Annotated in this window: 25 protein-coding genes; 15 read left to right on the plus strand and 10 right to left on the minus strand. The window is 58.6% G+C overall.

What is annotated here, in order from left to right:
• The first annotated feature begins 245 nt into the window (after positions 1-245).
• Complete coding sequence (locus QO005_RS13485) at positions 246-2,849, plus strand: DNA translocase FtsK (protein ID WP_370878072.1); 2,604 nt, start codon at positions 246-248, stop codon at positions 2,847-2,849.
• 62 nt (positions 2,850-2,911) lie between these two features.
• On the opposite strand, the gene QO005_RS13490 is transcribed toward QO005_RS13485, so the two are convergent.
• The 5 genes from QO005_RS13490 to QO005_RS13510 all read right to left on the minus strand — a co-directional run bounded on the left by QO005_RS13490 (position 2,912) and on the right by QO005_RS13510 (position 10,007).
• Positions 2,912-3,949 (minus strand): ABC transporter ATP-binding protein, encoded by a 1,038-nt coding sequence (locus QO005_RS13490; protein ID WP_307158572.1) that lies wholly within the window; start codon positions 3,947-3,949, stop codon positions 2,912-2,914.
• Positions 3,946-5,490 (minus strand): ABC transporter permease, encoded by a 1,545-nt coding sequence (locus QO005_RS13495; protein ID WP_307158687.1) that lies wholly within the window; start codon positions 5,488-5,490, stop codon positions 3,946-3,948. The genes QO005_RS13490 and QO005_RS13495 overlap by 4 nt, the downstream gene beginning before the upstream one ends.
• Positions 5,491-5,685: 195 nt before the next feature.
• Positions 5,686-6,708, minus strand: a complete 1,023-nt coding sequence (locus QO005_RS13500) for an iron ABC transporter substrate-binding protein (protein ID WP_307158573.1) — start codon at positions 6,706-6,708, stop codon at positions 5,686-5,688.
• Between the two features lie 299 nt (positions 6,709-7,007).
• Entirely contained in the window at positions 7,008-9,029 is a 2,022-nt protein-coding gene (locus tag QO005_RS13505) for a mechanosensitive ion channel family protein (RefSeq protein ID WP_307158574.1), read from the minus strand.
• A 504-nt stretch (positions 9,030-9,533) separates the two neighbouring features.
• A complete protein-coding gene (locus QO005_RS13510) occupies positions 9,534-10,007 on the minus strand; it encodes a BA14K family protein (RefSeq protein ID WP_307158575.1) in 474 nt (157 codons plus the stop codon).
• 292 nt (positions 10,008-10,299) lie between these two features.
• Between QO005_RS13510 and QO005_RS13515 the strand changes: the two genes are divergently transcribed.
• Positions 10,300-10,668, plus strand: a complete 369-nt coding sequence (locus tag QO005_RS13515; protein WP_307158576.1) for a hypothetical protein — start codon at positions 10,300-10,302, stop codon at positions 10,666-10,668.
• A 194-nt stretch (positions 10,669-10,862) separates the two neighbouring features.
• The gene (locus QO005_RS13520; protein WP_307158577.1) at positions 10,863-11,018 is read left to right on the plus strand and encodes a hypothetical protein; all 156 of its coding nucleotides are present in this window, start codon (positions 10,863-10,865) and stop codon (positions 11,016-11,018) included.
• A 49-nt stretch (positions 11,019-11,067) separates the two neighbouring features.
• On the opposite strand, the gene QO005_RS13525 is transcribed toward QO005_RS13520, so the two are convergent.
• Positions 11,068-12,030 (minus strand): AraC family transcriptional regulator, encoded by a 963-nt coding sequence (locus QO005_RS13525; protein ID WP_307158578.1) that lies wholly within the window; start codon positions 12,028-12,030, stop codon positions 11,068-11,070.
• A gap of 700 nt (positions 12,031-12,730) precedes the next feature.
• On the opposite strand from QO005_RS13525, the gene QO005_RS13530 reads away from it, so the two are divergent.
• The 11 genes from QO005_RS13530 to QO005_RS13580 all read left to right on the plus strand — a co-directional run bounded on the left by QO005_RS13530 (position 12,731) and on the right by QO005_RS13580 (position 20,445).
• Positions 12,731-12,973, plus strand: a complete 243-nt coding sequence (locus QO005_RS13530; RefSeq protein ID WP_307158579.1) for a hypothetical protein — start codon at positions 12,731-12,733, stop codon at positions 12,971-12,973.
• Between the two features lie 120 nt (positions 12,974-13,093).
• Complete coding sequence (locus tag QO005_RS13535) at positions 13,094-13,573, plus strand: hypothetical protein (RefSeq protein WP_307158580.1); 480 nt, start codon at positions 13,094-13,096, stop codon at positions 13,571-13,573.
• A gap of 55 nt (positions 13,574-13,628) precedes the next feature.
• Positions 13,629-14,372 (plus strand): type III secretion system inner membrane ring lipoprotein SctJ, encoded by a 744-nt coding sequence (sctJ, locus tag QO005_RS13540; RefSeq protein ID WP_307158688.1) that lies wholly within the window; start codon positions 13,629-13,631, stop codon positions 14,370-14,372.
• Positions 14,369-14,992, plus strand: coding sequence for a hypothetical protein (locus QO005_RS13545; protein WP_307158581.1), 624 nt, complete (start codon positions 14,369-14,371; stop codon positions 14,990-14,992). The genes sctJ and QO005_RS13545 overlap by 4 nt, the downstream gene beginning before the upstream one ends.
• Positions 14,992-15,537 carry a type III secretion system stator protein SctL gene (sctL, locus tag QO005_RS13550; RefSeq protein WP_307158582.1) on the plus strand — a complete coding sequence of 182 codons (546 nt, stop codon included), beginning with the start codon at positions 14,992-14,994 and terminating at the stop codon, positions 15,535-15,537. Before QO005_RS13545 ends, sctL begins: the two co-directional genes overlap by 1 nt.
• Positions 15,530-16,900: a FliI/YscN family ATPase gene (locus tag QO005_RS13555; protein ID WP_307158583.1), complete on the plus strand. Its 1,371-nt coding sequence runs from the start codon at positions 15,530-15,532 to the stop codon at positions 16,898-16,900. The genes sctL and QO005_RS13555 overlap by 8 nt, the downstream gene beginning before the upstream one ends.
• On the plus strand, positions 16,897-17,907 hold the full coding sequence (gene sctQ / locus QO005_RS13560; protein WP_307158584.1) for a type III secretion system cytoplasmic ring protein SctQ: 1,011 nt from the start codon (positions 16,897-16,899) through the stop codon (positions 17,905-17,907). The genes QO005_RS13555 and sctQ overlap by 4 nt, the downstream gene beginning before the upstream one ends.
• Positions 17,907-18,560, plus strand: coding sequence for a type III secretion system export apparatus subunit SctR (sctR, locus tag QO005_RS13565; protein ID WP_307158585.1), 654 nt, complete (start codon positions 17,907-17,909; stop codon positions 18,558-18,560). Before sctQ ends, sctR begins: the two co-directional genes overlap by 1 nt.
• Positions 18,561-18,572: 12 nt before the next feature.
• A complete protein-coding gene (locus QO005_RS13570) occupies positions 18,573-18,842 on the plus strand; it encodes a flagellar biosynthetic protein FliQ (protein WP_307158586.1) in 270 nt (89 codons plus the stop codon).
• 6 nt (positions 18,843-18,848) lie between these two features.
• The gene (locus tag QO005_RS13575; RefSeq protein ID WP_307158587.1) at positions 18,849-19,661 is read left to right on the plus strand and encodes an EscT/YscT/HrcT family type III secretion system export apparatus protein; all 813 of its coding nucleotides are present in this window, start codon (positions 18,849-18,851) and stop codon (positions 19,659-19,661) included.
• Complete coding sequence (locus QO005_RS13580) at positions 19,648-20,445, plus strand: EscU/YscU/HrcU family type III secretion system export apparatus switch protein (protein WP_307158588.1); 798 nt, start codon at positions 19,648-19,650, stop codon at positions 20,443-20,445. The genes QO005_RS13575 and QO005_RS13580 overlap by 14 nt, the downstream gene beginning before the upstream one ends.
• Before the next feature lie 189 nt (positions 20,446-20,634).
• Here the strand turns inward: QO005_RS13580 and QO005_RS13585 are convergent, their stop codons facing one another.
• The 3 genes from QO005_RS13585 to QO005_RS13595 all read right to left on the minus strand — a co-directional run bounded on the left by QO005_RS13585 (position 20,635) and on the right by QO005_RS13595 (position 24,684).
• Positions 20,635-21,795 carry a hypothetical protein gene (locus QO005_RS13585; RefSeq protein WP_307158589.1) on the minus strand — a complete coding sequence of 387 codons (1,161 nt, stop codon included), beginning with the start codon at positions 21,793-21,795 and terminating at the stop codon, positions 20,635-20,637.
• A gap of 61 nt (positions 21,796-21,856) precedes the next feature.
• On the minus strand, positions 21,857-23,767 hold the full coding sequence (locus QO005_RS13590; protein WP_307158590.1) for a flagellar biosynthesis protein FlhA: 1,911 nt from the start codon (positions 23,765-23,767) through the stop codon (positions 21,857-21,859).
• Positions 23,767-24,684, minus strand: a complete 918-nt coding sequence (locus QO005_RS13595) for a SctD/MshK family protein (protein ID WP_307158591.1) — start codon at positions 24,682-24,684, stop codon at positions 23,767-23,769. Before QO005_RS13595 ends, QO005_RS13590 begins: the two co-directional genes overlap by 1 nt.
• On the opposite strand from QO005_RS13595, the gene QO005_RS13600 reads away from it, so the two are divergent.
• Positions 24,683-24,817 carry a hypothetical protein gene (locus QO005_RS13600; protein ID WP_307158592.1) on the plus strand — a complete coding sequence of 45 codons (135 nt, stop codon included), beginning with the start codon at positions 24,683-24,685 and terminating at the stop codon, positions 24,815-24,817. The two genes, QO005_RS13595 and QO005_RS13600, sit on opposite strands and share 2 nt — an antisense overlap.
• A 46-nt stretch (positions 24,818-24,863) precedes the next feature.
• Here the strand turns inward: QO005_RS13600 and QO005_RS13605 are convergent, their stop codons facing one another.
• A complete protein-coding gene (locus QO005_RS13605; RefSeq protein ID WP_307158593.1) occupies positions 24,864-25,040 on the minus strand; it encodes a hypothetical protein in 177 nt (58 codons plus the stop codon).
• Positions 25,041-25,267 lie beyond the last annotated feature (227 nt).

Here is a 25,267-nt window from a genome sequence, read left to right on the forward strand (position 1 = left end):
CTGATCTGTGGATTAAAGAGAAAAACAAGCAATTTCAGCTGCTTGCTTCGTCATTTCACCTTTCGTGAGGGCTGTGGGGCGGAAGGTTTGCCCGGTCATGGAAAGGAGTGATTAACCTTTATTTTTTACTTCCTTAGGGAGACGAGTCCTTTTACCGAACCGTAGGCACCATGCGTTTTCCACCGAACTCATCCTACCCGAATGTAGACCCGGCTGCTGGCGAGCAGCCCGACACTCAGGCGGCCATGCCGCCCGGGCAGGAGCAGGTGGGCAAGCCTCTGGCTTCGGCACAAGAGCTTGAGCCCTGGCACAAGGCTTTCGTGCTGGGGCCGAACGTGCGGTTTACCCGCACGCCGGAAAGCGCCATCGCCCGCCGCCGCGAAGCGGAGGCCGCTGCCGCTGCCCAAGCCGCGGATGCAGCGCAACAGCAACAGGCTGTTGCCGCCTCCGCTCTCCCTGAACAGCCAAAGTCCGAACCGGTGGAAAAAACGCCCGCCTATTTCGGCCTGCCAAAAACCGGAGCCCCCTTGCTGATCAAGAATGTCATGAGGAAACAGGTAGAGGCGGAGAAGCCCCAGCCCGTATCCGACACCACGGCGCCCGAAGCCGTGGCCGAACCCGTTGTCATGAAGACAGAGCCGGCTTCCCAGCCTGCCGTGGATGTGGAAGCCTGGAGGTTGCGTCAGGCGGCGGCAGCCATGCGGATGCCGGAAAATATCGAGGTCCATTTGCGCCACGAGGAAGAAGAACGAAAGGCCCCGCCAGCCGAACCAGCCAATCTTTCGGTTGCCCCGCCGCTGCCCGTGCTTGCCATTTCGGATTTCGCCTTCTTTGAAATGATGCCGGAGATGGGCGAGCTGCCGCCGGTGCAGCCCATGCCGGTTGCCGCGCCGCCGCGTCAGGCCATGCCTCTGGTAGGGTCGGTCGCCGCCCTTTATCGCGAAGTGAAGCCGAAGCGGGCCGAAGTAGCGATCCAGGCTGTGCCCGTTGTCCAGCCTGCCGCGCCAGTAGCCCCGGCACCTGTGGCTGCTGCACCCGTCGCTGCCGCCGTCCAGCCGGTTGTTGCTCAGGCTGACGCGCCCGTTGAAGCCCCTGCGCCCGCCCCCGTGGTGGAAGACCGGGCGCCCTGGGAAGAGCCACCCGCGCCTGTTGCCGCCGAACCTGTGATGGAAGCGGCGCCCGCCATCGTTCCGCCTCGCGTCTCTGTCGATCTCGCACCGCGTCCGCAACGCCATGTTGCTGGTGGTATCGAAATTGCCCGCAGCCATCCCTTCGACGGTGATTTCATTTTCCCGTCCATCGGTCTGTTGCAGGAGCCGCCTGCCATCCGTGCCGAAGCCATGCTGCCGGAAGCGCTGGAGCAGAGCGCAGGGCTTCTGGAGAGCGTGCTGGAAGATTTCGGCATCCGTGGCGAGGTGATCGACGTTCGCCCCGGTCCCGTGGTGACGCTCTATGAATTCGAGCCCGCGCCCGGCATCAAATCCTCCCGTGTGATCGGTCTTTCCGACGATATCGCCCGCTCGATGTCGGCGCTGTCTGCCCGCGTGGCCGTGGTGCCGGGCCGCAATGTCATTGGCATCGAACTGCCGAATGCCGTGCGCGAGACGGTCTATCTGCGCGAACTGATCGAATGCGAGGATTATTGGGAAAGCAAGTACAAGCTTGCGCTCTGCCTCGGCAAATCCATCGGCGGCGAGCCGGTGATTGCCGAACTTGCGAAAATGCCGCATCTGTTGGTGGCTGGAACCACCGGATCCGGAAAATCCGTGGCGATCAACACCATGATCCTGTCGCTGCTCTACCGGTTGAAGCCAGAGGAGTGCCGTCTGATCATGGTCGATCCCAAGATGCTGGAGCTTTCCGTTTATGACGGTATTCCGCACCTGCTGACGCCTGTCGTGACCGACCCGAAAAAGGCCGTGATGGCGCTGAAATGGGCCGTGCGCGAGATGGAAGACCGTTATCGCAAGATGTCGCGGCTCGGCGTGCGCAATATCGACGGCTATAACCAGCGAGCGGCGCAGGCGCGTGATAAGGGTGAAATCATCAGCGTCAGCGTCCAGACCGGCTTTGACCGCCATTCCGGCGAGCCTGTCTACGAGGAGCAGGATCTCGACCTGTCGCCCATGCCCTATATCGTCATCATCGTCGACGAAATGGCCGACCTGATGATGGTGGCCGGCAAGGAAATCGAAGGTGCGATCCAGCGTCTGGCACAGATGGCCCGTGCCGCAGGTATTCACCTGATCATGGCAACGCAGCGTCCCTCGGTCGATGTCATCACCGGCACGATCAAGGCAAACTTCCCGACGCGCATTTCCTTCCAGGTCACCTCGAAGATCGATAGCCGCACCATTCTGGGCGAGCAGGGTGCCGAACATCTTCTGGGCCAGGGCGACATGCTGCAAATGGTCGGCGGCGGCCGTATTCAGCGTGTCCACGGTCCCTTCGTTTCGGATGCCGAGGTCGAGCAGGTGGTGGCCCATCTGAAGACCCAGGGTCGCCCGGAATATCTCGGAACCGTCACGGAAGAGGATACGGGTGAAACCGCACCGCCTGAGGAAAGCTATGAGCGCAGCCCGGCTGCGGCCTCTGCCGCTACAGGCAGCGATGACAGCGACGATCTTTACGAAAAGGCCGTGAAGGTGGTGCTGCGCGACCAGAAGTGCTCGACGTCCTATATCCAGCGCCGTCTGTCCGTTGGCTATAACCGCGCCGCCTCCCTGGTGGAGCGCATGGAGCGGGAAGGACTGGTTGGTCCTGCCAACCATGTCGGCAAGCGCGAGATCATTGCCGGCGGCGGCCAGAGCGCCGTAAACCCTGGTATGACGCTGGATGATGCGGAGTAACCAACAAAAAACCCGGCTCTCGCCGGGTTTTTTGCGTTCTCCTGTGAGTTCCTGATCCTGCCTTATGCCAAAGCGTGAACCTTGCCCTCGACGGCAAGATGCATGACATCGCCGGGATTGGGCAGGTCAAGCCGTGAGAGGCGCAGGTGCAGCGGCGGGATCGCCTCGTCGCTGTTCAATGCCACTGTCACGCTGCCGGTCGCCCCGGCAAATTCCACATCAAGAACGCGGGCCGTGCAGGATGACGTCTCTGTGGAGGAGGCGATCCTGATCTGCTCAGGCCGCAGCATCACACGGCCAGCGCCTTGTCTCGCGCTGTGCAGCGTGAGACGGCCAAGGGCGCAATCGGCAAAGCCGCCCTGAAGCGAGGCGTTCAGCATCACGGCTTCCCCCAGCAGGATGGCGGTATCGGCATCGCAGGGCTGTTCATAGAGGGTGCGTGGCGGCCCGGCCTGCACCAGCCTGCCCTCACGCAGCACCGCCAGTTGATCGGCAAAGGACAGGGCTTCGGCCTGATCATGGGTGACCAGGATGGTGGTGATGCCCGCCTTGGCCAGCACCGCTGAAACCGCCTTGCGCATGGTTTCCCGAAGGCCGGTATCGAGGGCGGAAAAGGGCTCGTCCAGCAGCATCAGCCGGGGCTCGCGGGCAAGTGCCCTTGCCAGCGCCACGCGCTGTTGCTGGCCGCCGGAGAGCTGGTGCGGGCGGCGTTTCAGCATGGCGGGATCAAGCTCCACCATGGCCGCCAGCTCTTCGATGCGTTGCTGACGGCGCGGGTCGCGGCGTTCGATGCCGAAGCCGATATTCTCGGCAATGCTCAAATGCGGAAACAGCGCCCCATCCTGGGCGACAATGCCAATGCCGCGCAGATGCGCTGGGCAGGAAAAGCCCGGGGCGACCATGCCGGTCTCGCCCAGCATCACGCGGCCCTGATCCGCAGTCTCGAACCCGGCCAGAATGCGCAGAAGCGTCGTTTTTCCAGATCCGGACGGACCGACGATGGCCGTGCGGCTGGCAGAGGCCACCGTGAGGTTGATATCCTCCAGCGCCCGCACAGGACCGTAATGTTTCGAAACGGCTTCGATCTTCAGTTCTGTCATTGTCCGGCAGTGCGTCTGGATTGGGATTGTACGATGAGTGTCAGCGGCAGCGACAAGACCACCATCATCAGCGCATAGGGGGCGGCGGTCACGTAGTCGATCTCGCTGGTCAGTGACCAGAAGCGGGTGGCGAGCGTTTCGACGCCGTTGGGCGCGAGCATCAATGTGGCGGTGAGTTCATTGGTAATGCCCATGGAAACGAGCGCAATGCTGGCGCCCGCGCCGGGTGCTGCGAGCCGCATGGTCGTCGCCCACACCGCCTTTCCGGGCGAACGGCCAAGGCTCATGGCGGCACGCTCCAATTCCACAGGCGCCTGGGCAATACTGGCGCGCAAGCCAACGATGGCGCGCGGCAAAAACAGCAGGATATAGGCGGCAATCAGCGTGGAGAAGGTTTGATAAAGCGGCAGGGCGACGCGCACCGTAATGGTAACGAGCGCCAGCGCCACAACGACACCCGGCAGCGAGCCGACATAGTAATGGCAGGTTTCCAGCACCTTTTGAAAGCGCCCCGGCGCGCGCACCGAGATCCAGGCCATGGGCGCAGCCACCAGCGTCGCGATAATCCCGCCTGCGAGCGCCAGCAGAATGGACTGGATAAAGCTGCTTGCGACCTCCGGGCTGGCCCAGATCGCAAACCCGCCCAGCCAAAGCCAGCGACCCAGCGTGTAAAGGGGTACACCCAGCGCCAGCAGTGTCACAAGCGCGGGCAGGAGCAGAGCGGGGATCACCCAGGGACCGAGGCGCTTGCGCTCCGCCGGGCGGATCGAGCCGGTGCCGACACGGGCGTAGCGCTCATTGCCGCGCAGCATAAGGTCCAGACCCAATACGGCGGCGCAGCACAGCACCAGCACGCCGCTCAGCATATTCGCTGCCGGGCTATTGTAAGCGGACTGGAAGACATCGACGATTGCCGTGGCAAAGGTGTCGAAACGGATCATTACGAAAAGGCCGTATTCCGAGAGGAGGTGCAGCGCAACGAGCATGACTCCGCCCAGAATGGACAGCCGCAATTGTGGGAGGACGACGCGAAAAAACACCCGCCAGGGCCCAAGGCCAAGCGCTGCGGCGGCATCTTCCATCGCCGGATCGAGCCGGCGCAGCGTCGCGGCAATCGGCAGGTAGAGAAACGGAAAATAGGCCAGAACGGAAACCAGAACCGCGCTCCACAGCCCCTGCATGCCGGGAACAAGCCCGATCCAGGCATAGCTGTGGACGAAAGCCGGAACAGCGAGTGGTGTGACCATCAACCATGACCAGAGTGCTGCACCCGGCAGCCGGGTGCGCTCGATCAGCCAGGCCAGTGTCACGCATAGAACAATGCCGATGGGCAGGGTGGTGATTTCGAGGAGGGCAGTGTTGAGCAGAAGATCCGCAACGCGCTGGCGAAAAACCAGTGCCTTTACCGTTTCCCAGCCAACATCCACCGTAATCCAGAGGATAAAGCCCAGCGGCAGCAGGCTGAAAAGCGCGACCAGGGAGGCGGTAAGCAGCAATGGCCAGTTGGCGGGCAACAGCAGGGCGATGCGCGGAGAGGGGATCCTCGCGCTTCCGGCTGCCGCAGTCTGCGTCCACCTGTTGTCTTGCAGCACTCTGTTCGTTCCGCCTCTTTCAGGCCAATACGGGGTCACGCGCCCGGTGGGCGCGTGCCGTTGACGACAGGCGATTATGCCTTTCTTGAGCAAAAGACAATAGTTTTGCCCAGGCCGTACACCTCTATTGCAGAAGCAATTGGCTTAGAGAATACCTGCTGCGGTCATCATCTCGGTAACCTTCTTGCTGTTCAGCTTCGAAGGTTCGACCTTCGGAGCACCGAGATCCTTGAGCGGCACCAGTTTGGCATTGGATTCGGCATCCTTGCCAACGGCATATTCATAGGACGTGCCGTTCTTCAGAATCTCCTGGCCCGCCTTGCCGGTGATGAACTTCAGGAACGCCTGCGCTTCCTTCATATGCTGGGTGGACTTGATGATGCCGCCGCCGGAGATGCTGACGAAAGCGCCCGGATCGCCGTTACGGAAATAATGCAGGCCGACATTGGCGCTGTTTTCGCCGGTCTTGGCCTGATCGCCGAACCAGTAATAGTGGTAGATGACGGCGCCTTCCACTTCACCGGCATTGACCGCTTTCATGGCAACGCTATTGCCCTTGTAAAAGGTGGCGTTTTCCTTCAGCGCCTTCAGCCATTTGGCGGTTTCTTCCTCACCCTTCAGCTCCAGCAGGGCGCTGACGATGGCCTGGAAGTCGGCACCGGAGGGCGAGGCGCCCCAGCGGCCTTTCCAGGCAGGATCGGCAAGATCAAGCAGCGATTTCGGCAGCTTGTCCTCGCTCAGTTTGCGCTTGTCATAGGCAAACACGGTAGAACGGGCGGCAATACCAATCCAGCGGCCATTTTCCGGTTGGAATTCGGCTGGAACCTGCGCAAGTGTCTCCTTGTCCAGAGGCGCGAACAGACCGGCGGTATCCACCAGCGCCATGGCCGGGGAGTTTTCGGTGAGGAACACATCCGCCGGCGATGCTTCGCCCTCTTGTATCAACTGGTTGGCGAACTGCATGTCGCTGCCCTGGCGCATGGTGACCTTGATGCCGGTCTCCTTGGTGAAGGCATCGATCCACTCGCGGCCAAGGCTTTCATGCTGCGCGTTGTAAACCACAAGCTCTGCGCCATCGGCGGCCTGGAGGGCTGCGGGCGTGAGGGATGCGACGAGAGCCGAGACAAAAATCGCGGCGCGCAGCTGACCAGATCCGGGGCGTTTCAAGGGCTTCTCCTAATAGTGCCTGTCCCCTGCCTGCATGAGGCGGGACATGTGTGTGAACCGCTTGGCCTGCCGGTTTCGGGAACATGCCAAGGTGTCCGGGTCTTAAATAAGATGAATTTATGCGTCAACTTAACAAAAGTTGAGTCACGGACGGGTGATTTTGAATTGCCACTTATAGCAAGGCATCGAAGATGCATATGCATCCTCGCCTGCAATGGATTTCGAATATCTCAAATGCATCAGGGGCTTGAGATATTCGAAAACGGAATAAGAAGAGTCATTTTCAATAACTCTTCTTATTAAGGCACGTTAGCGGCCTGTACCGGGGTTGCAAGGCTTGCAGCAGCACCTTCCACGCTGGTGCCGGTGCCACTGCGTACCACCACCGCATTGGAGGCGAGGTTGAGGCCGGCAGCCTTGAAGGCATTCAACAGCCTTTTGATGCCCTCACGCTTGATCAGGCTGGGATTGCCCGGCCTGGAGGTGAACTTGAACCGCACCACCATGGAGGTCTCGTTGACCTCCTGAATGCCTTGCATTTTCAGCGGAATGAGGAATTCGTGGCCGAATTCCGGCTCTTCCAGCATTGCAAGGCCCACCTTCTTCGCCGTCTTGCGGATGAGTTCGAGATCGGCTTCCCGATCGAAGCGCAGTTCGAATTTCACGGTGCCCCAGTCACGGCTGAAATTCGTGACTGCGGAAATCTGCCCGAACGGAATGGTATGCACGGGCCCATTGTGGTGGCGAAGGCGAATGGAGCGCAGCGAAATCTGCTCCACCGTCCCTTTCAGCTTGCCGGTATCGATATACTCGCCGATGCGGAAGGCGTCTTCTGCAAGGAAGAAGATGCCGGAAACCACGTCTTTCACCAGAGTTTGCGAACCGAAGGACAGGGCCAGACCCAGCACTCCGAAACCGGCGAGCAGCGGAGCGATATCGACGCCCGCGCTTTGCAGGATCGCGAGAACCGCAACCGCTGCCACAATGCCGAGGATCAGGTTTCGAAGCAGCGGCAGCATGGTGGAAAAGCGGCTGGTGGTTTTGGTATGACCGTCATCCTGCCCTGGAAGCTGGACTGCATTCGAAGGCGCGATGGTCTCGAAATATTTCCAGAGGAAGCTGCAAACAGTCCAGCTTAACGTCATTGCTACCGCGAATTTCTGGATATGGCCAAGCCAGGGAGCAGGATCCATGCCGGATTCGTTGATGAGCGGCTGCCATAGCAAAATGGTGCCCTCCAGGCCGATCAGCCAGACGGCGCCGCTGAGCGGGATCGGCAGGGTCCAGAAAATGGTGGAGACAAGACCCGGTTGCGTATCCATCGCTTTTTTCCGGGCCAGATACCGGAACAGGGTGAAGAATGCCCGGTCGATAATGGGTGTGATGATGATGAGCAATTGGCTGAGACCGGCGGCACGGTTCCAGATGGCATTCTGATCCGTGCCGACCACCATGAAGCCCAGCAGCCATATCAGGATTGCCGAGGCACTGTAGAAATCCGCAATAAACCCGGCGATGGCCGTGCGAACCGATCCGGCGTCTTTTCCGGCGAAGGCCTTGGCGATATCGCGGCGGCTGGAGATGAACCAGAAAAGTTTATAAACGGTCAGGATTGTTGAACTCAGAAAGACCCAGCCATCGGTTGCCATAGGGTCCAGACCGCGTGCATCGGCGAGGCTGAGGGATGTATTGCTGAAACCGGCCAGGAACCCGAAGCCGGTCATCATATAAAAGTGCCAACGGGGGTTTGAAACTTCGAGCAGCGGTCCGCTCGTGCCGATCGGAGCGAAAAGCAACCTGCCAAAGGCAGTATAAATGGTGCCAACCAGAATAAGGCGGGTGAAACCTATCGCAACGGTGCGGGCGAAACTGCTGGAATCCATCGCCATGAGCACGCCAGTACGGGCAATGGAGTAAAAGATACCGATTGCGACGAGGTCGCCGGCAAGCCGCAGAATTGCGAACAGCGCTTTAGGCGGTGTTGCCGAAGGCCGCATCATGAAGGCGAGCGCCTTATGAAACACCAGGAGGAAAAGAACCGCGCCTGCAAGGCCACTGACAATCGCGCTCGGCGCTGCCGTGCCAAGATGGGCTACCCCCCTCTCTTCGTTTTGCAGCATTCTCCAACTGTTGCCAAAAGCCTGCGGAAGACCCTGAAGCCCGGTCAACGCAATCTTTGCGCCGCGATGGAATGCGGCAGCCCCTTCCTGTGCAAGTTCTGACAGGGCATTGTCCGGCATCGCGGATTGCGGCGGCTCCGATTTCACGGTGGGCGGTGCCGGAGGTTTTTCCGCAGTCCTATCGTCAAATTCGACAGTCACGCGCTGACCCGCAGACGCTGCGGCCTGGACGGCCTTGCTGATGGTATCCGGTGGATCATCCTTATGGAGCAGCAGGCGAACTTCGTCGCTGCCTGCTCCATGGCTGGAGACTGGCAGTGACAGAAACAGGCATGCAAAGACAATCAAAGCGGGAGCGTATGCCGCACGGAGCTTCAATAATCGCAGGAATTTGAGCATAAGCCGTGTGCTGCTCCTGGCCAGACAGATCTAATGGCCAGACTTATAGCACGGCATTTTAAAAAATTCGGTAAGATAGCAAGCGGAGCCGCACCTTCACCGCTCGAAGGCGCGATTCCAGTTTCATCGGTGCTAGTGGAATGAATTTGACATTTGATACCCACTTGCGGAGATCTCGAGGGTCAAATGTCAAATTCGAAAATTCCACTAGAATCATAAGGTTGCTAGTGGTTTTCATGATTGTGACATTTGCTCTCGAGAGTGCTGCACTGCGTGCAAATGTCACAATCAAACCACTATGCGGCTTTACCGATAAGGCGAAATACACTGCTGGCGCGGCCCGTTATAGGGCTGGAAGGTGTTATCATAGGCCCGGTATGACCGATACCTGTTTGCACACCAGCTGACATGGGCGTTGCCGCCCGTATACCGGGGGGCATAGCGCGGCTGGGATGCCAGCGCTCCGCCGATAATGGCGCCAGCCGCGAAGCCGCCAATAATGGCGCCAGCATTGCCGTGGTGGTGACGGCGATAGTAGCGGTCGCGATAGTATCGGTCCCGATGATCGCGATCCCGGTAGTAACTGCCGCGATAATCATGATGACGATAGATCCGCGGCCGGGTTCTGCGGTCATCGGCCCAGGAGTTTTCTGCCACCTGCACGCCTTGGGTTTGCACCTGCACCGAACTGGCCGTGGAGATGGACTGTGTTGCGCCCGCAGGAATGATGCTGCCCAAAAAAGTGGCTGCGGAGAGGGCGATTGCGATCAATCTGGTCATTTTCTCACCTTTTCCTTTCTGATGAGCATATCGTCCTGTTTTGCGTATGAACCAGAGGTGACTGATTAATTTTTGCCGATCAAATGCCCGTGAACAAAAGCCTCACATTCGATGGAACAAAATATTCTGTTTGGGAATTCTAGGGGGTGATCCGGCGGGACGAAAAAGAAGAGTTCGGATCAGGCATGGAAACAAATCTTTTGATCGCTCCGGTCATCAGGATGTTGTTGGCTGTCTGTTCTTTTGTCCTGCAAGCCGCAGCACCTTTCGCCATACTCCAAGGAGTATCCTCTTGAAATATATTCTTCCTGTTTTCCTTCTCGTTTCAACTCCAGCCTTCGCGCAGTCTCCGCCGCTGGAACAGGCCTGCCTGAGCGTATTACAGAATTTTCTGATGAAGCCTCAGGTGAAAACCGGTATTTCGCAGAGCTTTCCGGAACTGAAGCCAGCAGGCGCCCGTATCAGCTATGCCGAGCGGGACAATGTCGAACCTTCGGATATGGACGATGTTATCGACTGCCAGTTTCAAAAGCCGACGGCGCCCTTCGGCCTGATACGGTTCTGCATTTCCAGCACCTGTTATTCCGCCGATGAGCAGAATGCAGATAGAAAGCGCCGTTTTGAAGAGGTTCGCGCCTTGATGGACCGCCAGGCCAAGTAATACGAAGAGTCATTGAAAATGACTCTTCGTATTCCTCTTTCGAATATCTCAAGCCCCTGATGCATTTGAGATATTCGAAATTCTTTCAAGGCGAGGATGCGTTAGCATCTTCGAGCCTTGGTATGACGGGCTATCAGGCCGAACCAGCTTTTCCGCCTCCCCAGGCAAAGCCAGCAGTGATCTTTTGGAGTATCATGAGCAAAGCCAATCAAAAGCCGAAACGCCATATGGCGACTTTCGTGACATCGCTCTTCGTCCTGGCGTGTATCGTCGGCGGCGTTTATCTGTTTGCCTATCACCCGGGAGAGGTGGAGCCGGAAAATCCTGCTCAATCCATTTCCCGTCCGTGAGACCTGCCGGAAATCACGGAAATTAGAACGCTGATCTGTTTGAAGCAGATCAGCGCTTCAGCGTTGTTGAGGGCGACTCTCCAAAACGTTGGCGGTAATTCACGGCAAAACGGCCAGCATGGCTAAAACCCCAGCGCGCCGCGATCTCTGCCACAGAGCTTCCCGGCGGCGCCTCCAGAAGGGTGCGGCGGACGCATTCCAGACGCAGGCTTTGAAGATAGACAGTCGGTGTCGTGTCCTTGAACTGCCGAAAGCTCTGCTGAAGGGTTCTGGCGCCAACGCCACTTGCAGCGGCAATGTCTTCCAGGCTGATTGGTTTATGGAGATTCGCTTCCATGAAGTCGATCGCACGTGATACGTGGCGCGGCGTGGCAATCGGGGCAGGCAGTTGAAATTGCTCGGCCAGATTATGGGGCAGGAGCGTTGTCAGCATGCTGTTCAGCGTCATGGTCAGTCTGGCGCGGCACATGTCCTGCGCCAGAAGATCTGGATGTCTGGATAATTCCGCATGAAGCGTCTGGGCCATCGTACGGAAGATCAGCCCCGTGCCGCTAGTCACGTCCCACTCCGCAGGGAGCCGCAATTCGCCCTTTAGCGACGTCTCGAGATAACGCTCCGTATGCCGGGCCAGATCCGCCTTGTCGATGATCAATGCAATATGGTCTCGCGGTCCGTTCAGCGACATGCGTGTATTGCGCCTGCATTCCTGCAAGGTTGCTTTCTCGGGGGAAGAGATGCTGATTTTCCCTTCACTATCGATCAATGCACTGCCAGCGAAGGGAAGGAAGATGACACATTTGTCCGTGCTTTCTTTTCTGTTCGTGGAAAAGATGCCCTCATAGTGGGCGCGGCTGATGGTGTGTGCTCCCAGCTTCCAAGAGTTCCAACGAAACCGCAGGGGGACGGGGCGAGCATCGACGGTAATGGGCGAAGCAGGGCTTGAAAGCGTTTGTTCCAATGCTTCCGCATCGTCACCCGCTGTCATGAGCTGCTTTATGCTGGGCGCGTCCATTGGGTACCTGTCTACACAAGCTTAGAGCATAATCCGACCGGAGTGAAACGAGGATCGATAAGATTATGCTTTAAAAATAAAATGCTAGAGCGCCGATCTGATTCAATCAGATCGAAAAGCGCTCTAGAGCGAGGTTTTTTCAACGGCTGATCGCGCGAAACGGCTGTCCCGGACGATCGCAATATTGAGTGATCACCAGAAGACTATAAAAAGCCGATAAGGATGTTTTCGCTTCATGCCCGAAAGCAAAGCCTTTTTACCGCATGGTTTCCTGTTTGTTGCGGAATTTACCTCAAGTACCCGCTTTGCTTGATGGCGACAGGCTGAACTCTGAGGTTGGTCGAGATGCGATCCTTCGGAAGGTCTTTCCCCAACAGAAGTCAGTACCTTTATGTGCTGCGTGAGTATTGCGGTGTGCTGATACCGGTAAACGCACTGGATGCCGCTTGTGCTTATAAAAGTGTGCCGGTCCCGCAAAGGGCGGATCATAGGGGTCAAGACAGCGTCGCAGGACTGTCATGAAGAGTTCACACTAGAAATCAGACGTATTCGTACATAAAAAAATTATAAAATTCATGATTAGCTGGCGGTTTATCAGTGTTAATTATGAATTTTATGATTACCGTTCTGTTAACGGCAATTATTGACTTGTTTCTCTCTCTTACATAAAGCTTTCTTCAGGAAAAGCGGAGAGATCAACATGTCTGTCGAGCAAGTATCTGGCGTTTCGGGGTCGACTCTTGTATCCACACCTTCAGGTGGTGGTGACGATAAGTCTGCATCTGGGTCGACGACAAAGAAATACGATCCGAATACGGAAGAGACTATTCTGGAAGAAGGAATTGCTTCCTTCCTGCCTTCCGCAATGTCGAACCTGATGCAGTTGAACAATTCCATCTTCAACTACGCCAAGGATGCCATAGACGAGGCTTCGGACGAGTAGCGCCACGTGGCGCAGGGGCGGGTCTGAGCCCCCAATTTCCATCGCAGCAAAGGTGTTCCCAGAGGCTGGAAGGCTCATCTTCCCGGCATTTGCAATTGTGTGTCTGAAGTAGGATTGCCGATGAGTGTTGAAGATCCATCCGGGCGTCTGATCGCCCTTCAGGCGACTGCCGGTCAGGCGGGCATGCCAAACGAGATTACGGCTCGGTTTGCGGAGATCATCAATGGCAATGATGTGCCGCTGAATTCGGTTCAGGGCAGTCCAGCCGAGCTTGCGGTCGATGCCAGCCGCGGTTTGAGGATCGGTGCGGACAGCATCGACCTGCCCATCCAGATGCCACCTCACGGGGCGGGAGGGGGCGATGGCTTCCTCAGCCGTATTTCCAGTTTTTTTCAGAAATGGACTGAGCTGCCGCAGGTTAACGGGGAGAAGGTCATTCTTTCGACCTCCCGAAAAAACGAGCCGCAGGCAACGCAGGAGTTGAACGACACGCTGGAGCGGTTTGAGGCCTCGCAACGCTTTGCGGCGGGAACAGCGCTTTTATCGTCCCTCACACAATCGGTGTTGTCTTCGTCCAAACGTCTTACGCAGGGGCAGTAACGTGGGTGTTTTAGAAAGAAGGCAGAATGTCAGGGGCGCTTTGCCAGCGGCCACCGTGCTTGCTGCTCTCTTGTGTCTGTCCGGGTGCTCGGAGGATGCCTTAACAGGGCTGAGCCAGAAGGATGCATTGGATGCGCAAATCCTGCTTACTCGTTCCGGCATTGCCGCCTCGATGCGGCCGGAGAGCAATGGTTTTACTATCGTTGTCGATGCCAAGGATCGGGGCAGGGCACTGGAACTGATGGTGGAAGCGGGGCTTCCCCGGGAAAAACGCAGTGATATTCCGCAGCTTTTTCCTGGTGACGGCTTTCTGGTGACCCCTTACGAACAGCGGGCAAGGCTTGCTTATGCGACCGAGCAACAACTGGCAGAGACGCTGTCCACGCTGGACGGAGTGGCCTCGGCACGGGTGCATGTGGTGCTGCCGGAGGATAATGGCCGCGGGCTGATCAAGGAAAAGGCGAGGGCGGCTGCACTGTTGCAATATCGCCCGGGCGCTGATGTCGGCGATATTGATGTCAAAAGCCGGGCGATGCTCGTCAATAGCGTGCGTGGCCTGGGGTATGATGACGTATCAGTGGTTTTGAGCCCGTGGGCGGATGGCGCGGCGGCTCCGGCTCCGGTTGCGGCGGCTCAAGGGGAGGGGGCGAATGTGGCTGTTTCTGCGCCGGACCATGTGCAGGCCGGACTCTTTTCACTGCTGAAGGGCAGAATGGTGTTGGTCATCGCCGCTCTCTGTCTGGCAATTGCAGGGATCATGACGCTGCTTCTGCCGGAACGGCGGGAGGGGCGAAAATGAGGACCATCGTCCGGCAAGTGCCCGAGGCGATCCGGGATGCTCATGGCGAGGTGGCCTTGATGGAGCGAGTGCAGTGGCTTGCGGTTAAGGATTGGCCCGCTCTGTTGGGATCGGGATTGGCCGAGCGGATGTTCGCTCCGCAAACACGGCTGGCCCGCCGCGGCCTTGAGACGGTGATGCGGCACGGGGACAATCCTCTGCAACTGCAAGGATCGGTGCGCAGGCTTTTTATCTTTCCTCCTGAAACCATCACCATGCTCGCTGCCGCCTGCGGTCTCGCCTATCACCTTCCGGCCTTTGGTGCGGTACTGGATCGGAAGACCCTTGCGAAGCTTCAGGCGCAATTGGGGGAGGCGGCAGTATCGCTGGTGCTTGGTCAGCCAGTGGCCGAGCGTGCGAGCATTGGGCTGATCGACCCGGTGGATGCGAAATGCTTTGAGACGATCCGGGCGGATGGATGGGCGCTTCTGCATTTATGGGCGGATCTTCAGGGGCTGTCGCGCTTGTGGCGGCGGCATTGGCTATCGGGCGAGCGTGGCTCCGCCTCCCTCGATCTGCGCAGCGGCATGAGACTTGTCGAAGAGCTTGTCTCTGACCTTGCTTATTCCGGAGGCGCCTGATGGCCGCCCAAATCATTCCAGGCGAGGAAATGGGGATTTTTATCGATGCCAAGTCCCTGCTGGTAAAGGCCGAGCATGTGCTGGCTGTGGCAGAAAGCGAATGTGAAGCGAAGGCCGAGGCCGCCCGCAACGCTGGCTATCGCGATGGCTACGAGCGGGGGCTGGCTGAGGCCTTGGGCGCGGTAGAGCCACTGGTGCAGCAGGCGTCCCAGGCTCTCCGCTCTCTGGAGCAGGATATCGAGGCCGTCGTTATTCAGGCGCTCGGTCTGGTTTTGGGATCTATTCCGCCGGAGACCAGAATCCGATTGCTGATCAACCGCGCGCTGGCAGAGGTCAACGCGGCGCGGCAGGTGGTGCTGCGGGTTGCGGTGAGCGATGAACCTTCTGTTCGACGCGCCATCGCTGGCCTGGGGGATCATATCCGTGTGGATGTCGATCGGCTGCTCCAATCAGGCGAGATGACGCTGGAAACGGGCACTGGTCATCGGCATATCGGGCTGATGGCGCAGCTTTCCCGCGTGATGGAAGGGCTGTCTCATGCCTGACCGTCCGTTCGAGGATTTTGCGGCGGAGGCGCGCAACTCCGGGGCCGCGACATTGCAGCGATGGCGGGCGCGGCTCGACGATCTTGCCCCGGTGCGGGAAAGTGGCCGTGTCATGCGTGTCACGGGGCCGCTGGTGCAGGCGATAATGCCGAGTGTTGCAATCGGTGAGCTTTGTGAATTGCGGGAGCCTGGGCAGGGGCTGATCGGTCTGGGCGAGGTGGTGGGGATTGAAGGCGAGCACGCCGTGCTGTCGCTCCATGGCGATACGCGGGGATTATCCCAGCGTACCGAGGTAACCCCCACGGGGCAAAGTCCGGCTATTGCCGTGGGTGATTTCCTGCTGGGGGCGGTGATCGATGCCCACGGGCGCATGATTGCCGCGCCATCCAGGCCTGTTGCCGGAGCAGGAGAGCGGATCATGCAGCCTCTGCACGGTCACCCTCCGCCGCCCTTGAAGAAGCTGGAAATCGAACAGCCGTTTGTCACCGGCATTCGCGCCATTGACGGCCTCCTGACCTGCGGGGAAGGGCAGCGGCTTGGCATTTTCGGCCCGCCGGGCGCCGGTAAATCCACTTTGATCAGCGATATCGTGCACGGTTCGAATGCCGATGTGGTGGTCTGTGCGCTGGTGGGCGAGCGGGGACGTGAGGTCGGCGAATTCGTCCGCGCTGTCATGCCCGACGGGGCGGCCTCCAAGGTCGTGCTGGTCGTTGCCACCTCGGACAGGCCCTCGCTTGAGCGCTACAAGGCCGTGCTGACGGCGCTTTCGGTGGGCGAATATTTTCGCGACAGGGGACGCCGTGTGCTTTTGGTGGTCGATAGCGTGACGCGCGTCGCCCGTGCCTTGCGGGAAATCGGGTTGGCCGCGGGTGAACCGCCGGTGCGGCGCGGCTATCCGCCTTCCGTCTTTGCGGCACTTCCCAAGCTTTTTGAACGTTCCGGCAATAGTGAAAAGGGCAGGATGACAGCCTTTTACACCGTGCTGGTGGAAGGCGAAGATCAGGATGATCCGATTGCCGAGGAAACGCGCTCATTGCTGGATGGGCATATCATTCTATCCGACAAGATCGCGCAGGCGGGTCTCTTTCCGGCAATCGACGTGCTGATGAGCCGCAGCCGCACCATGAATGCGGTGGTCACGCCCCAACACAGGGCGGCTGCCGAAGCGATCCGCTCCATGCTGGCCCTTTACCGGGAGGTGGAATTGCTGATCCGCGTCGGCGAATATCAGCCGGGCCGGGATGCGGCTGTGGACAAGGCGGTGGCGAAACGCCCGCAGATCCTGGATTTTTTGCATGCATCGGCGCGGCAGCATGAGGATTTGCCGGCTGTCGTGGCTCATCTGGAGGCGCTTGGGCGATGACCATTCAAACCTCTGCGCAAGATCTGCTTTTCAGCCGCAAGCGCCCGGGCCTCGGGTTCGGCGGTTGCGAACCCGTCAGCTTCGGCACTGGCCGATTGGCGCTGACGCTGAGGCCCATGGCTGCGGACATGGCTGCTGCGAAGATTTCTGACCCGGTTTTCCTGCATCTCTCCTATGCGGGCCGCTTGCAACCTCTCTGTTTTTCAGCCGGAACACTGAAGCTGATGGTGCAAAGGCTGGAGCCGATGCTGGCCTGGGAGCGCCTGCCGCCGGAGGGAATGGCGGCTGTGGTGGAGCATCTCTTTGCTGGCGTCTTCGAAGCCGCGGAAAATCAGTGCGGGCAGCCCTTGGCGCTGTTGGCCATCACCAGCGAGGCGCCAGCGGATTTCATGCCGAACTGGGGGTTTGACATCTCCTGGAACGGGCTCACGGCACATGCCGCCCTCAAGGCCGATGCAGAGGTTCATGCCAGCCTTTTGCGCTGGGCAGCTCTGCTGCCTCGCCGGTCGCTTCGGCATCTGCCTGCCTGGGTGGCAATCAGGCGTGCCAGTGCCGAGGTGACGCTGTCCCAAATTCGCGCCCTCAAGCCTGGGGACGGCATCTTGCTCGGCCTTCAGTCGCCAGACATGGCCGTTGCTGTGACCGAAGAACGCTATGCGGCTCATTGCATCATCCGGTCCGAAGGGGCCGTTCTGGGTGAGCGACTGCTTGCCCCCATTCTTGGATCCAAGAGGCATTTCATGGCCAACGACCTTGACGATACCGATGTGAATGACAAGCAGATTTCCGGGCTTTCGGATATTCCGATCCGGCTGGTTTTCGAGGCCGGGCGGCTGGAACTGCCGTTGCGGGATCTGGAAAGCCTGGGCGAGGGCCATGTTTTTCCGCTGGAGCGGCCACTGACGGATGCGGTGGACATCGTTGCCAATGGCCATGTCATTGGCCGTGGTGAAATGATCATGGTCGACGGCCTCAGCGCCGTGCGCGTGACGGCCTTGCAACGCTGATGGACCAGAGCTTTCCACTGAGCCAGGGTCTTGCCGCCATGGCGGCAATCTCCTTTTTGCCGGTCATTGCCGTGGTGGCGACCTCTTTCACCAAGATTTCCGTCGTGCTGCTGATTGTTCGCAACGCCATCGGCATACAGCAGACGCCGCCCAATCTTCTGGTTTTCGCCGTCGCTATTGTGCTCTCGGCCTTTGTCATGAACCCGGTCCTTCAACAGAGTTGGCATTTGCTTCTGGCCAATTCCAGCCGGTTTGAAAGCCTGGGCGAAATGGCCGATGCCGTGGCGGTGATTGCCGCACCGCTCAAGGCCTTCATGCTGAAATTCTCGCAGCCGGAGGTGCGGGATTTCTTTGTGGCCGCCTCCGGCAAAATCTGGGCGGGCGCGCCGATGTCTGAAGTCGGCTCGGAGGATGTCATGGTGCTGACGCCGAGTTTTCTGGTGTCGGAACTGACCCGCGCCTTCCAGATCGGTTTTCTGATCTATCTGCCGTTCCTGATGATCGATTTTGCGGTCTCCGCCATTTTGGTGGCGCTCGGCATGCAGATGATGTCGCCCACGGTTGTCTCGACGCCGCTGAAACTCCTCCTCTTCGTTTCGATTGACGGGTGGCGGAGGCTGCTGGAGGGACTGGTTCTCTCCTATGCTAATTGATGGAGGTTCGTGATGCAGGAAGATCAGGTCGCCGCTGAAATCGGCATGTCGGTGATGGCGACTTTCGCCTTTGCAGGGCCTCTTCTGGCGATTGCCGCAGCGCTTGGCATCTTCATCGCCATTTTTCAGGCCGCCACGCAGATTCAGGAGCAGACCATTTCGCAGATCGTCAAGATCGTCGTCGTTTCGGCCTGTCTTCTGGCGTTCGGGCGGGTCCTGGCAACGCCGCTGATCGAGCACTCGACGCATATCCTCAATGATTTTCCCACCATGGTGCAATAGGATCTCATGGGGCAAACCGGCGCGATGATGGTGACTGCGGATGTGGCGCTGCCAGCAGCGGCCATGGTCGGTGCGGCACGGGCGCTTGGCATCCTTTCGATTTTTCCGATCTTTTCGCTCTTCAATATCGCGGGCATCCTGCGCTTTGGGCTGGCGATCGGTCTTTCGGGGCCAGCCGTCAGCTTTGCCTTTTCGGTTCTTACCAAGGGCCAGACCAGCTATTTCGATCTTGGCGCGCTTTCGCTCAAGGAGTTTTGCGTCGGTGCACTGGTGGGGGCAGGTCTCGGGCTTCCTTTCTGGGCGGCGCAAGCCGCGGGTGACATGACGGATGTTTATCGCGGCGCCAACGCCGCCAATCTCTTCGATCAGGTGAATGCGCTGGAAACGACGCCGCTGGGGCAGATATTGCTGTCTGCGGCCCTCATGCTGTTCGTGGCGGGCGGCGGCGTGGTCGATCTTGTGGCGATTTTCTACCGTTCATTCACGTTTTGGCCCCTTCTGGTCATGCAGCCCGCCTTTCCGGGGGACGGTCTCGCCATCATTCTCGATCTGTTTGCTCTCCTGTTTCGGCTGGGTGCTGTTTTGGCCTCGCCCTTCATCATTCTGACCTGTGTGCTGGAACTGTCGATTGCCTTTGTCAGCCGCTCGGCGCGGCAGTTTTCCGTCAATGACAGCCTTGCCACCTTCAAGAACCTCGCGGTTTTCCTCATTCTGATCGTCTATGTGGTGTTCATCGCCAGCTATATGAAAGAGGCTTGGCAGGCGGGATTTGCCGATATAAGGGCGATTTTCGATACGGTGTTGCATGGCCAAGAATGACGATACCGAAGAAAAATCATTGCCGCCCAGCCAGGTGAAGCTGAACAGGCTGCGGCGTGAAGGTCAGGTGCCGCGCTCCAAGGATCTGCCGCTGGCGCTCTCTCTTCTGGTGGTGACAGGCTATATTTTCTGGACCTTTCCGACCTTTCTCAGGCAAATGTCGGAAAGCTTCGATTTCATGCTGATGGCGGCCCGGCAGACCGATCCCTCCGAGGCGGTGATGATGGCCTTGCCACAGGCGGGCGCTGCCGCCTTTCAGATGATCTGGCCATGCCTGCTTCTGGCCTGGGGCATGGTCCTGCTGATCTCGATTGCCGATGCCCAGGGCTTTCCTGTGGCCATGAAGAACATGGCGCCCGATTTCAACCGCCTCAATCCGACCGAGGGTTTGAAGAAGATCTTTTCTCTCTCCAGTCTCTCCGAGTTCGTCAAAGGCTTTCTCAAGCTAGTTCTGCTCGCCATTGGCGGTGGCGGGGCAACGCTTTATTTCATGAATGCAGTGTTCTGGTCGCCGATCTGCGGGGAAAGTTGCGCCCTCACATCCGGTATTCGCTTTATCGGCACGTTGCTGGTGATCGGGGCGCTCATTCTGCTGCTGTTTGCCTTTGCCGATATTCGCCTGTCCCGGGCGCTGTTCCGGTGGGAGCATCGCATGACCAAGACAGAAGCGCGGCGTGAGCAGAAGGATACACAGGGCGATCCGAAGATCAAATCCGCACGCCGCCAGATCGGCGCGGAAATGCGAAACGCCCCGCCCCGAAAAGAACGACCGTCGTCCGAATAGAGCATTTCCAGGAAAAGTGGAATCCGGTTTTCCGTCCGGAAATGCGTAAAAACAAAAGCTTAGAGCATTTCCAGGAAAAGTGGAATCCGGTTTTCCGCTGACGATACGTCAACATCGGCTGACTTGTATCAAAGAATATGCCCGGCGAGCTGGGCTCACCGGGCATATTTTTTAAGCTTGGTGTCTTTTTTACTGCTGCGTGCCGTTGAGCTTGGAGGTCAATGCCTGCAGCAACTCCGTCAGCAGCGATTGCAGATCGGACTGGCCAGAGTCTTTTGTCTGGTCATTGTTTTCGCCGGTTGAGCCGTCGCCGGTTTTGTTGCCTGAGCTTTGATCCAGCTTGCCGCCGAACAGCACGGTCAGAATATCCTTCAGCAGGGATTTCATATCGCTGTCGAGGTTCTTCGTGGCGGCGCTGCTGTCCACCAGATCGGAGACCATGGACGAAATCGACTGGTCGCCGCTTGTCGAAGATGAATCGTTTGAGCTCGTGTTTTCGCTGCCTGAGGTTTCATCGCCGCTTGTGGTGGAAGACGCGCTATCCTGCTGTTTCTGCTGAAGAAGCGTCAAAAGTTCCTTCAACAGCTTCTTGATGTCGGGATCGAGCGTGCTGCTGCCATTGCTATTGCCGAAAATCTTGTCGATGAGCTTGTCGATATCATCGCCAACCGATGAATTGTTGCTGGAATCGCTGCTGCCGCTGCCACTTCCGTTGCCGGTGGACTGTTCGCTGCCGCTGCTCTTGTTGCCGGTCAGCATGGAGAGGATTTGCTCCAGAAGGGAGACGAGGGAGGAGTCCATGCCGGAATTTTCCGCAGCACTCTTCAGCTTGTCGGAAAGCGCACTCAGATCGCTATCGCCGGAGCCTGATCCCGAGCCGGTCGTGCTGTCCGAACCCGAACCCGAACCCGAACCGGAGCCAGAACCAGAACCGCTCGTGCCACTCTTGCCGCCCATTTCCATCATCAGCAGCACCAGCATCATGGCCAGAAGCTCCTGCTTCGACGTGGCCTGGCTGTCCTTGGTGTCCGACCCATTCTTGTCGGTTCCGTCGCTCTTGTTCGTGCTGTCGTTCTGGCCGGTCTGCTTGTCGCCTTGAAGAAGCGCGATCAGTTGTTGCAGAAGATCGGCGATTTTCTGGTCGGTGCTGCTGGCGCCGTTAGTTTGCGAGGGAACGTAGGATGAAAGCTGTACCCCGCCGGTCTTGCTCTCATCGAAGGGCGAAACCTTGCGGGTTGGCTGGTCCTGCGACGGCAAGGTCAAGGACAATGTGTTGTCGCCATCGCCAAGCGTGCGATCATTGCCCAGACGATTAAGATCCAGAGATTGCTGCAAATTGACATCTAACATCGGTCTCTCCACGTTGAGGCCAGTCCCCGGCCGTTGTTATCCTTCACCTGCCCGCAAAGGGTCAGGCTGCACGCTCACTGCCTCTGCCGATCGTCGCGACGATCTGGCAGGTGATGTCCTGTTCGATCTCATCCACCGCCAGCACGGGGATGATGCAATTCCGTCCAGCCAGCATGGACTGGGCAGCTATCCGCACATGGCTTGCCACCACCAAGACCGGATCGACGCCGCGCTGATTGGCCTCTTCCAGCGCTTTGCGAACCTGATCGGCCAAGTGTTGCGCCCGGCTGTTCAGCCGGTTCTTGCTATCGGGATCAGCCAGAAAGCGCTCCCAGTCCGGCGACAGCGCCAGAGTGGGCAGGACGCCGTTCCGATCCAGAAGAGCGTAGGCGATCTGGTGGCTCAGCCTGTCGCGCGCCTTTTCGGCAAGGGCGTCCGGTTCAAGCGCACCGGCGTCGCTGAGCAAAACTTCAAGCAGACTGCGCGGCTGCGAGAGCGTCACACCGGCATCCAGGAGACGGCGCACCACCGCTACGATGGTGAGAGGCGGAACCTGAGCCCGCACATCTGCGGCCAGCTTTCCAAGCCGTGGCTCCAGGCCCGTCAGCCATTGTGCGGCATCGTCGACGCTGAAGATCGCTCCGACATGGCGGCGGACGATCCGCACCATATCCTCGGCAATGAGGTCTATGGACCGGCCTTCTTCGCAGCGGATCAGGCCTGCCGGAACATTTTCCACCTGCACATGGATCAGGTTGTCGCCCATGCGTTCATCGATGTTGAAGGTGGGCACCGTCACGGCCACGCCTGCAATTCTTGCCGCGCGCCGGATACGGCTTTCGATCTCCGCCCCGAGATTGGCAGCGTCCAGACGGAGAAAGGCGTTGGGTGACAGGGTCGCCATGACCGGATCGCCGTATTTGGCGCGATCCAGAGGCTGGTGCTGCTGCGCCGGGTCTTCATTCGCGGGCGGTTGCCAGCCCGGTCGTAGCTCGGCCTGTCTCCGCCGATAGGCTGTCATGCCTGCGGCGGCTGCCAGCAGCAGGCCGATCGGCAGCAGGACGGCGGCGGGGAAGCCTGGAACCACGCCGAGCCCCAGTAACAGAAAAGCCGCAACGCCCAGGGCACGGGGGTGTCTGGACAATTGCCGCCCGATATCGGAACCGAGACTGCCGCTGCTTTCATCCGCAACGCGGGTGACAACCGCACCTGCGGCCACTGCCATCAGCATGGAGGGGATTTGCGACACCAACCCGTCGCCAATGGACAGCAGCGAATAGAGATGGGCTGACTGCGAGAAGGACATGCCGTGCTGAAAAATGCCGATGGCAAGGCCGCCGATCAGATTGACGGCAACCACCACGAGACCGGCGATGGCATCGCCCTTCACAAAGCGCAGCGCGCCGTCCATCGCGCCGAAAAACTGGCTTTCCTTTTCCAGTTGCTGGCGTCTTTTTTGCGCAGCCTCCGCCGTGATGTGGCCATTGCGCAGGTCGCTGTCGATGGCAAGCTGTTTGCCGGGCATGGCGTCCAGCGTGAAACGCGCACCAACTTCGGCGATGCGCTCCGCGCCTTTGGTGACGACGATGAACTGAACCAGGGCGACGATCAGGAACACCACCAGCCCGACGACCAGATTTCCGGCAACGACGACAGAACCGAAGGCGTGAATGATATCCCCGGCGTGACCTTCGGCCAGCACCAGCCGGGTGGAGGAAATCGTCAGGGCCAGACGGAAGACGGTGGCAATGAGGATGACAGCCGGAAAGGTGGAAATTTCCAGCACGTTCTTGAGGTAAAGCGTGGTGATCAGCACCACCAGCGCGAAGGACAGGTTGAAGGCGATTAGGATATCGATCAGGAGCGGCGGCAATGGCAGCACCATCATCGAGACCATGACCACGAAGAAGACGGCGAACAGCACGTCGGTCCGGCGCGAGAGGGCTTCAAGGGTTTTGGACGATGTGCGCATCAGCGGAGCCTCGCCTGTTCGGGGTGGGGCATCAGGCGCAGGCTGACATTGGTGTCTGCAGAGCCCTGCGTCCTGCCGAATGGAACGAGCTCGACCGAGGCTTCGTGGGCAAGGCGAATGGCCTGATCCTGAATGGCCTGCAACCGCCAGCCGCCTGGCAGAAGATCGCCCTCCCGGTAGCGCTTGCCATCGGTGCCGACGATGAATTTCATGGGTTGATAGCCAACTGCTGCCACGAAACCCTGCAAGCCGGAGGTCAATTGCGTCTGGTCGACGACCGGCAGCGGGCTTCGGCGCGAAATGGTCCTGATGATGTCGGCAAGGCGGGCCTTGTCCTCAAGGCGCAGTCTCACGTCGGGTCGACCGATGGTGATGCGGTCCTCTGCCGTCTCTACCGTGACCTGATCGGGTAAGTGGGCCAAACGCAGCGACTGGCTGATTTCCGCAGCCACGGCGCTGGCAGGGAGATCTTCACGAGATGACGCGATAGGCATGATCTGGCGCTGTGGCGTATCATCCGGTCCGCTGAGGGTGCCCGCAAGCAGGAGCAGCGCGGCGGTAAACAGCAAGCAGGCCGCCATGACATGCCGCTTCTTTCTGAAACCTCTGCCTTTTTGATGGAAGCCTGAGGCAGGTAGCCTGCATTCCACATCCTGAAAGGACAGTGCTGCACCGATAGGCCATGCCGCTGGTTCTCCAGGCTTCAACAAATGCCCATCGAGCATAACGCCGTCCTGCAATGCTTCGACATTCCAGGTCTGGCCGTTATCGGCGCGCTGCATCAGGAAGGTCTGTGCCGATGCAATGCCAATGATGACAATGTCACAGTCTGCGCTGCCACCTATGACGAGCCGGTCCGCCTCAAGGGTAAAGCGGCTTTCGCGCCCCTGCCGGTGGATCAGCAATTGTTCGGACATGGAAGGCACGACTGTACCGGACGCGGCGGAAACCGCGGACGTGATCCTGCCTGGAAGAGGGCTGACAAAAGCAGAGGGCATGGATTTAAACAGTCCAAATGAAGTTGAACGCGGCTCGACGGTGATTTTCTAATGAAAAGGAAGGCGGAACATCCGGAAATGCTCCGCCATGCCAGATATCAGCCGGGGCTGATCTTCTTGATGGCGTTGGCAACGCCGTTGATCTTGGTGATCTCTGTTGCAACCTTCAAGCTTTGCTCAGTTGCTTCATTTTGAGCCGATTTGAACTGGCTGATCGCCGAAGAGACGCCCGCATCAAGCGTAGAAGTTGAACTGTTGTTTGTTGATGTCGCCATAGAGTAGCTCCTCTGTGCTGTGGCAGTTGAGAGCTTATTTATTTCAGAATAAATTTCAACTGCCTGGTTAAATATTGGTAAACATATAATTTTCTAAACTTCGTTTTTAAAAGAAACATGACAGTCTTGACGACGTTATTTGTTATATTATTAATTCATTGATTTCTGAATATTAGCGTTTACCATTTATTGACCATCTTCTTCACATTTTTACGGGCTGCCTGTAC

Origin of the sequence: Allorhizobium paknamense (assembly GCF_030815125.1) — a bacterium.
Lineage (GTDB): Bacteria > Pseudomonadota > Alphaproteobacteria > Rhizobiales > Rhizobiaceae > Allorhizobium > Allorhizobium paknamense.

What these genes read in the sequence shown, in the direction of transcription:
- QO005_RS13485 (WP_370878072.1), top strand. Translation starts at nt 246, where the DNA reads ATGCCGCCCGGGCAGGAGCAGGTGGGCAAGCCTCTGGCTTCGGCACAA.
- QO005_RS13490 (WP_307158572.1), bottom strand. Translation starts at nt 3,949, where the DNA reads ATGACAGAACTGAAGATCGAAGCCGTTTCGAAACATTACGGTCCTGTG.
- QO005_RS13510 (WP_307158575.1), bottom strand. Translation starts at nt 10,007, where the DNA reads ATGACCAGATTGATCGCAATCGCCCTCTCCGCAGCCACTTTTTTGGGC.
- QO005_RS13520 (WP_307158577.1), top strand. Translation starts at nt 10,863, where the DNA reads ATGAGCAAAGCCAATCAAAAGCCGAAACGCCATATGGCGACTTTCGTG.
- QO005_RS13525 (WP_307158578.1), bottom strand. Translation starts at nt 12,030, where the DNA reads ATGGACGCGCCCAGCATAAAGCAGCTCATGACAGCGGGTGACGATGCG.
- QO005_RS13530 (WP_307158579.1), top strand. Translation starts at nt 12,731, where the DNA reads ATGTCTGTCGAGCAAGTATCTGGCGTTTCGGGGTCGACTCTTGTATCC.
- QO005_RS13535 (WP_307158580.1), top strand. Translation starts at nt 13,094, where the DNA reads ATGAGTGTTGAAGATCCATCCGGGCGTCTGATCGCCCTTCAGGCGACT.
- QO005_RS13545 (WP_307158581.1), top strand. Translation starts at nt 14,369, where the DNA reads ATGAGGACCATCGTCCGGCAAGTGCCCGAGGCGATCCGGGATGCTCAT.
- sctL (WP_307158582.1), top strand. Translation starts at nt 14,992, where the DNA reads ATGGCCGCCCAAATCATTCCAGGCGAGGAAATGGGGATTTTTATCGAT.
- QO005_RS13555 (WP_307158583.1), top strand. Translation starts at nt 15,530, where the DNA reads ATGCCTGACCGTCCGTTCGAGGATTTTGCGGCGGAGGCGCGCAACTCC.
- sctQ (WP_307158584.1), top strand. Translation starts at nt 16,897, where the DNA reads ATGACCATTCAAACCTCTGCGCAAGATCTGCTTTTCAGCCGCAAGCGC.
- sctR (WP_307158585.1), top strand. Translation starts at nt 17,907, where the DNA reads ATGGACCAGAGCTTTCCACTGAGCCAGGGTCTTGCCGCCATGGCGGCA.
- QO005_RS13570 (WP_307158586.1), top strand. Translation starts at nt 18,573, where the DNA reads ATGCAGGAAGATCAGGTCGCCGCTGAAATCGGCATGTCGGTGATGGCG.
- QO005_RS13575 (WP_307158587.1), top strand. Translation starts at nt 18,849, where the DNA reads ATGGGGCAAACCGGCGCGATGATGGTGACTGCGGATGTGGCGCTGCCA.
- QO005_RS13580 (WP_307158588.1), top strand. Translation starts at nt 19,648, where the DNA reads ATGGCCAAGAATGACGATACCGAAGAAAAATCATTGCCGCCCAGCCAG.
- QO005_RS13585 (WP_307158589.1), bottom strand. Translation starts at nt 21,795, where the DNA reads ATGTTAGATGTCAATTTGCAGCAATCTCTGGATCTTAATCGTCTGGGC.
- QO005_RS13590 (WP_307158590.1), bottom strand. Translation starts at nt 23,767, where the DNA reads ATGCGCACATCGTCCAAAACCCTTGAAGCCCTCTCGCGCCGGACCGAC.
- QO005_RS13600 (WP_307158592.1), top strand. Translation starts at nt 24,683, where the DNA reads ATGGAAGGCACGACTGTACCGGACGCGGCGGAAACCGCGGACGTGATC.
- QO005_RS13595 (WP_307158591.1), bottom strand. Translation starts at nt 24,684, where the DNA reads ATGTCCGAACAATTGCTGATCCACCGGCAGGGGCGCGAAAGCCGCTTT.
- QO005_RS13605 (WP_307158593.1), bottom strand. Translation starts at nt 25,040, where the DNA reads ATGGCGACATCAACAAACAACAGTTCAACTTCTACGCTTGATGCGGGC.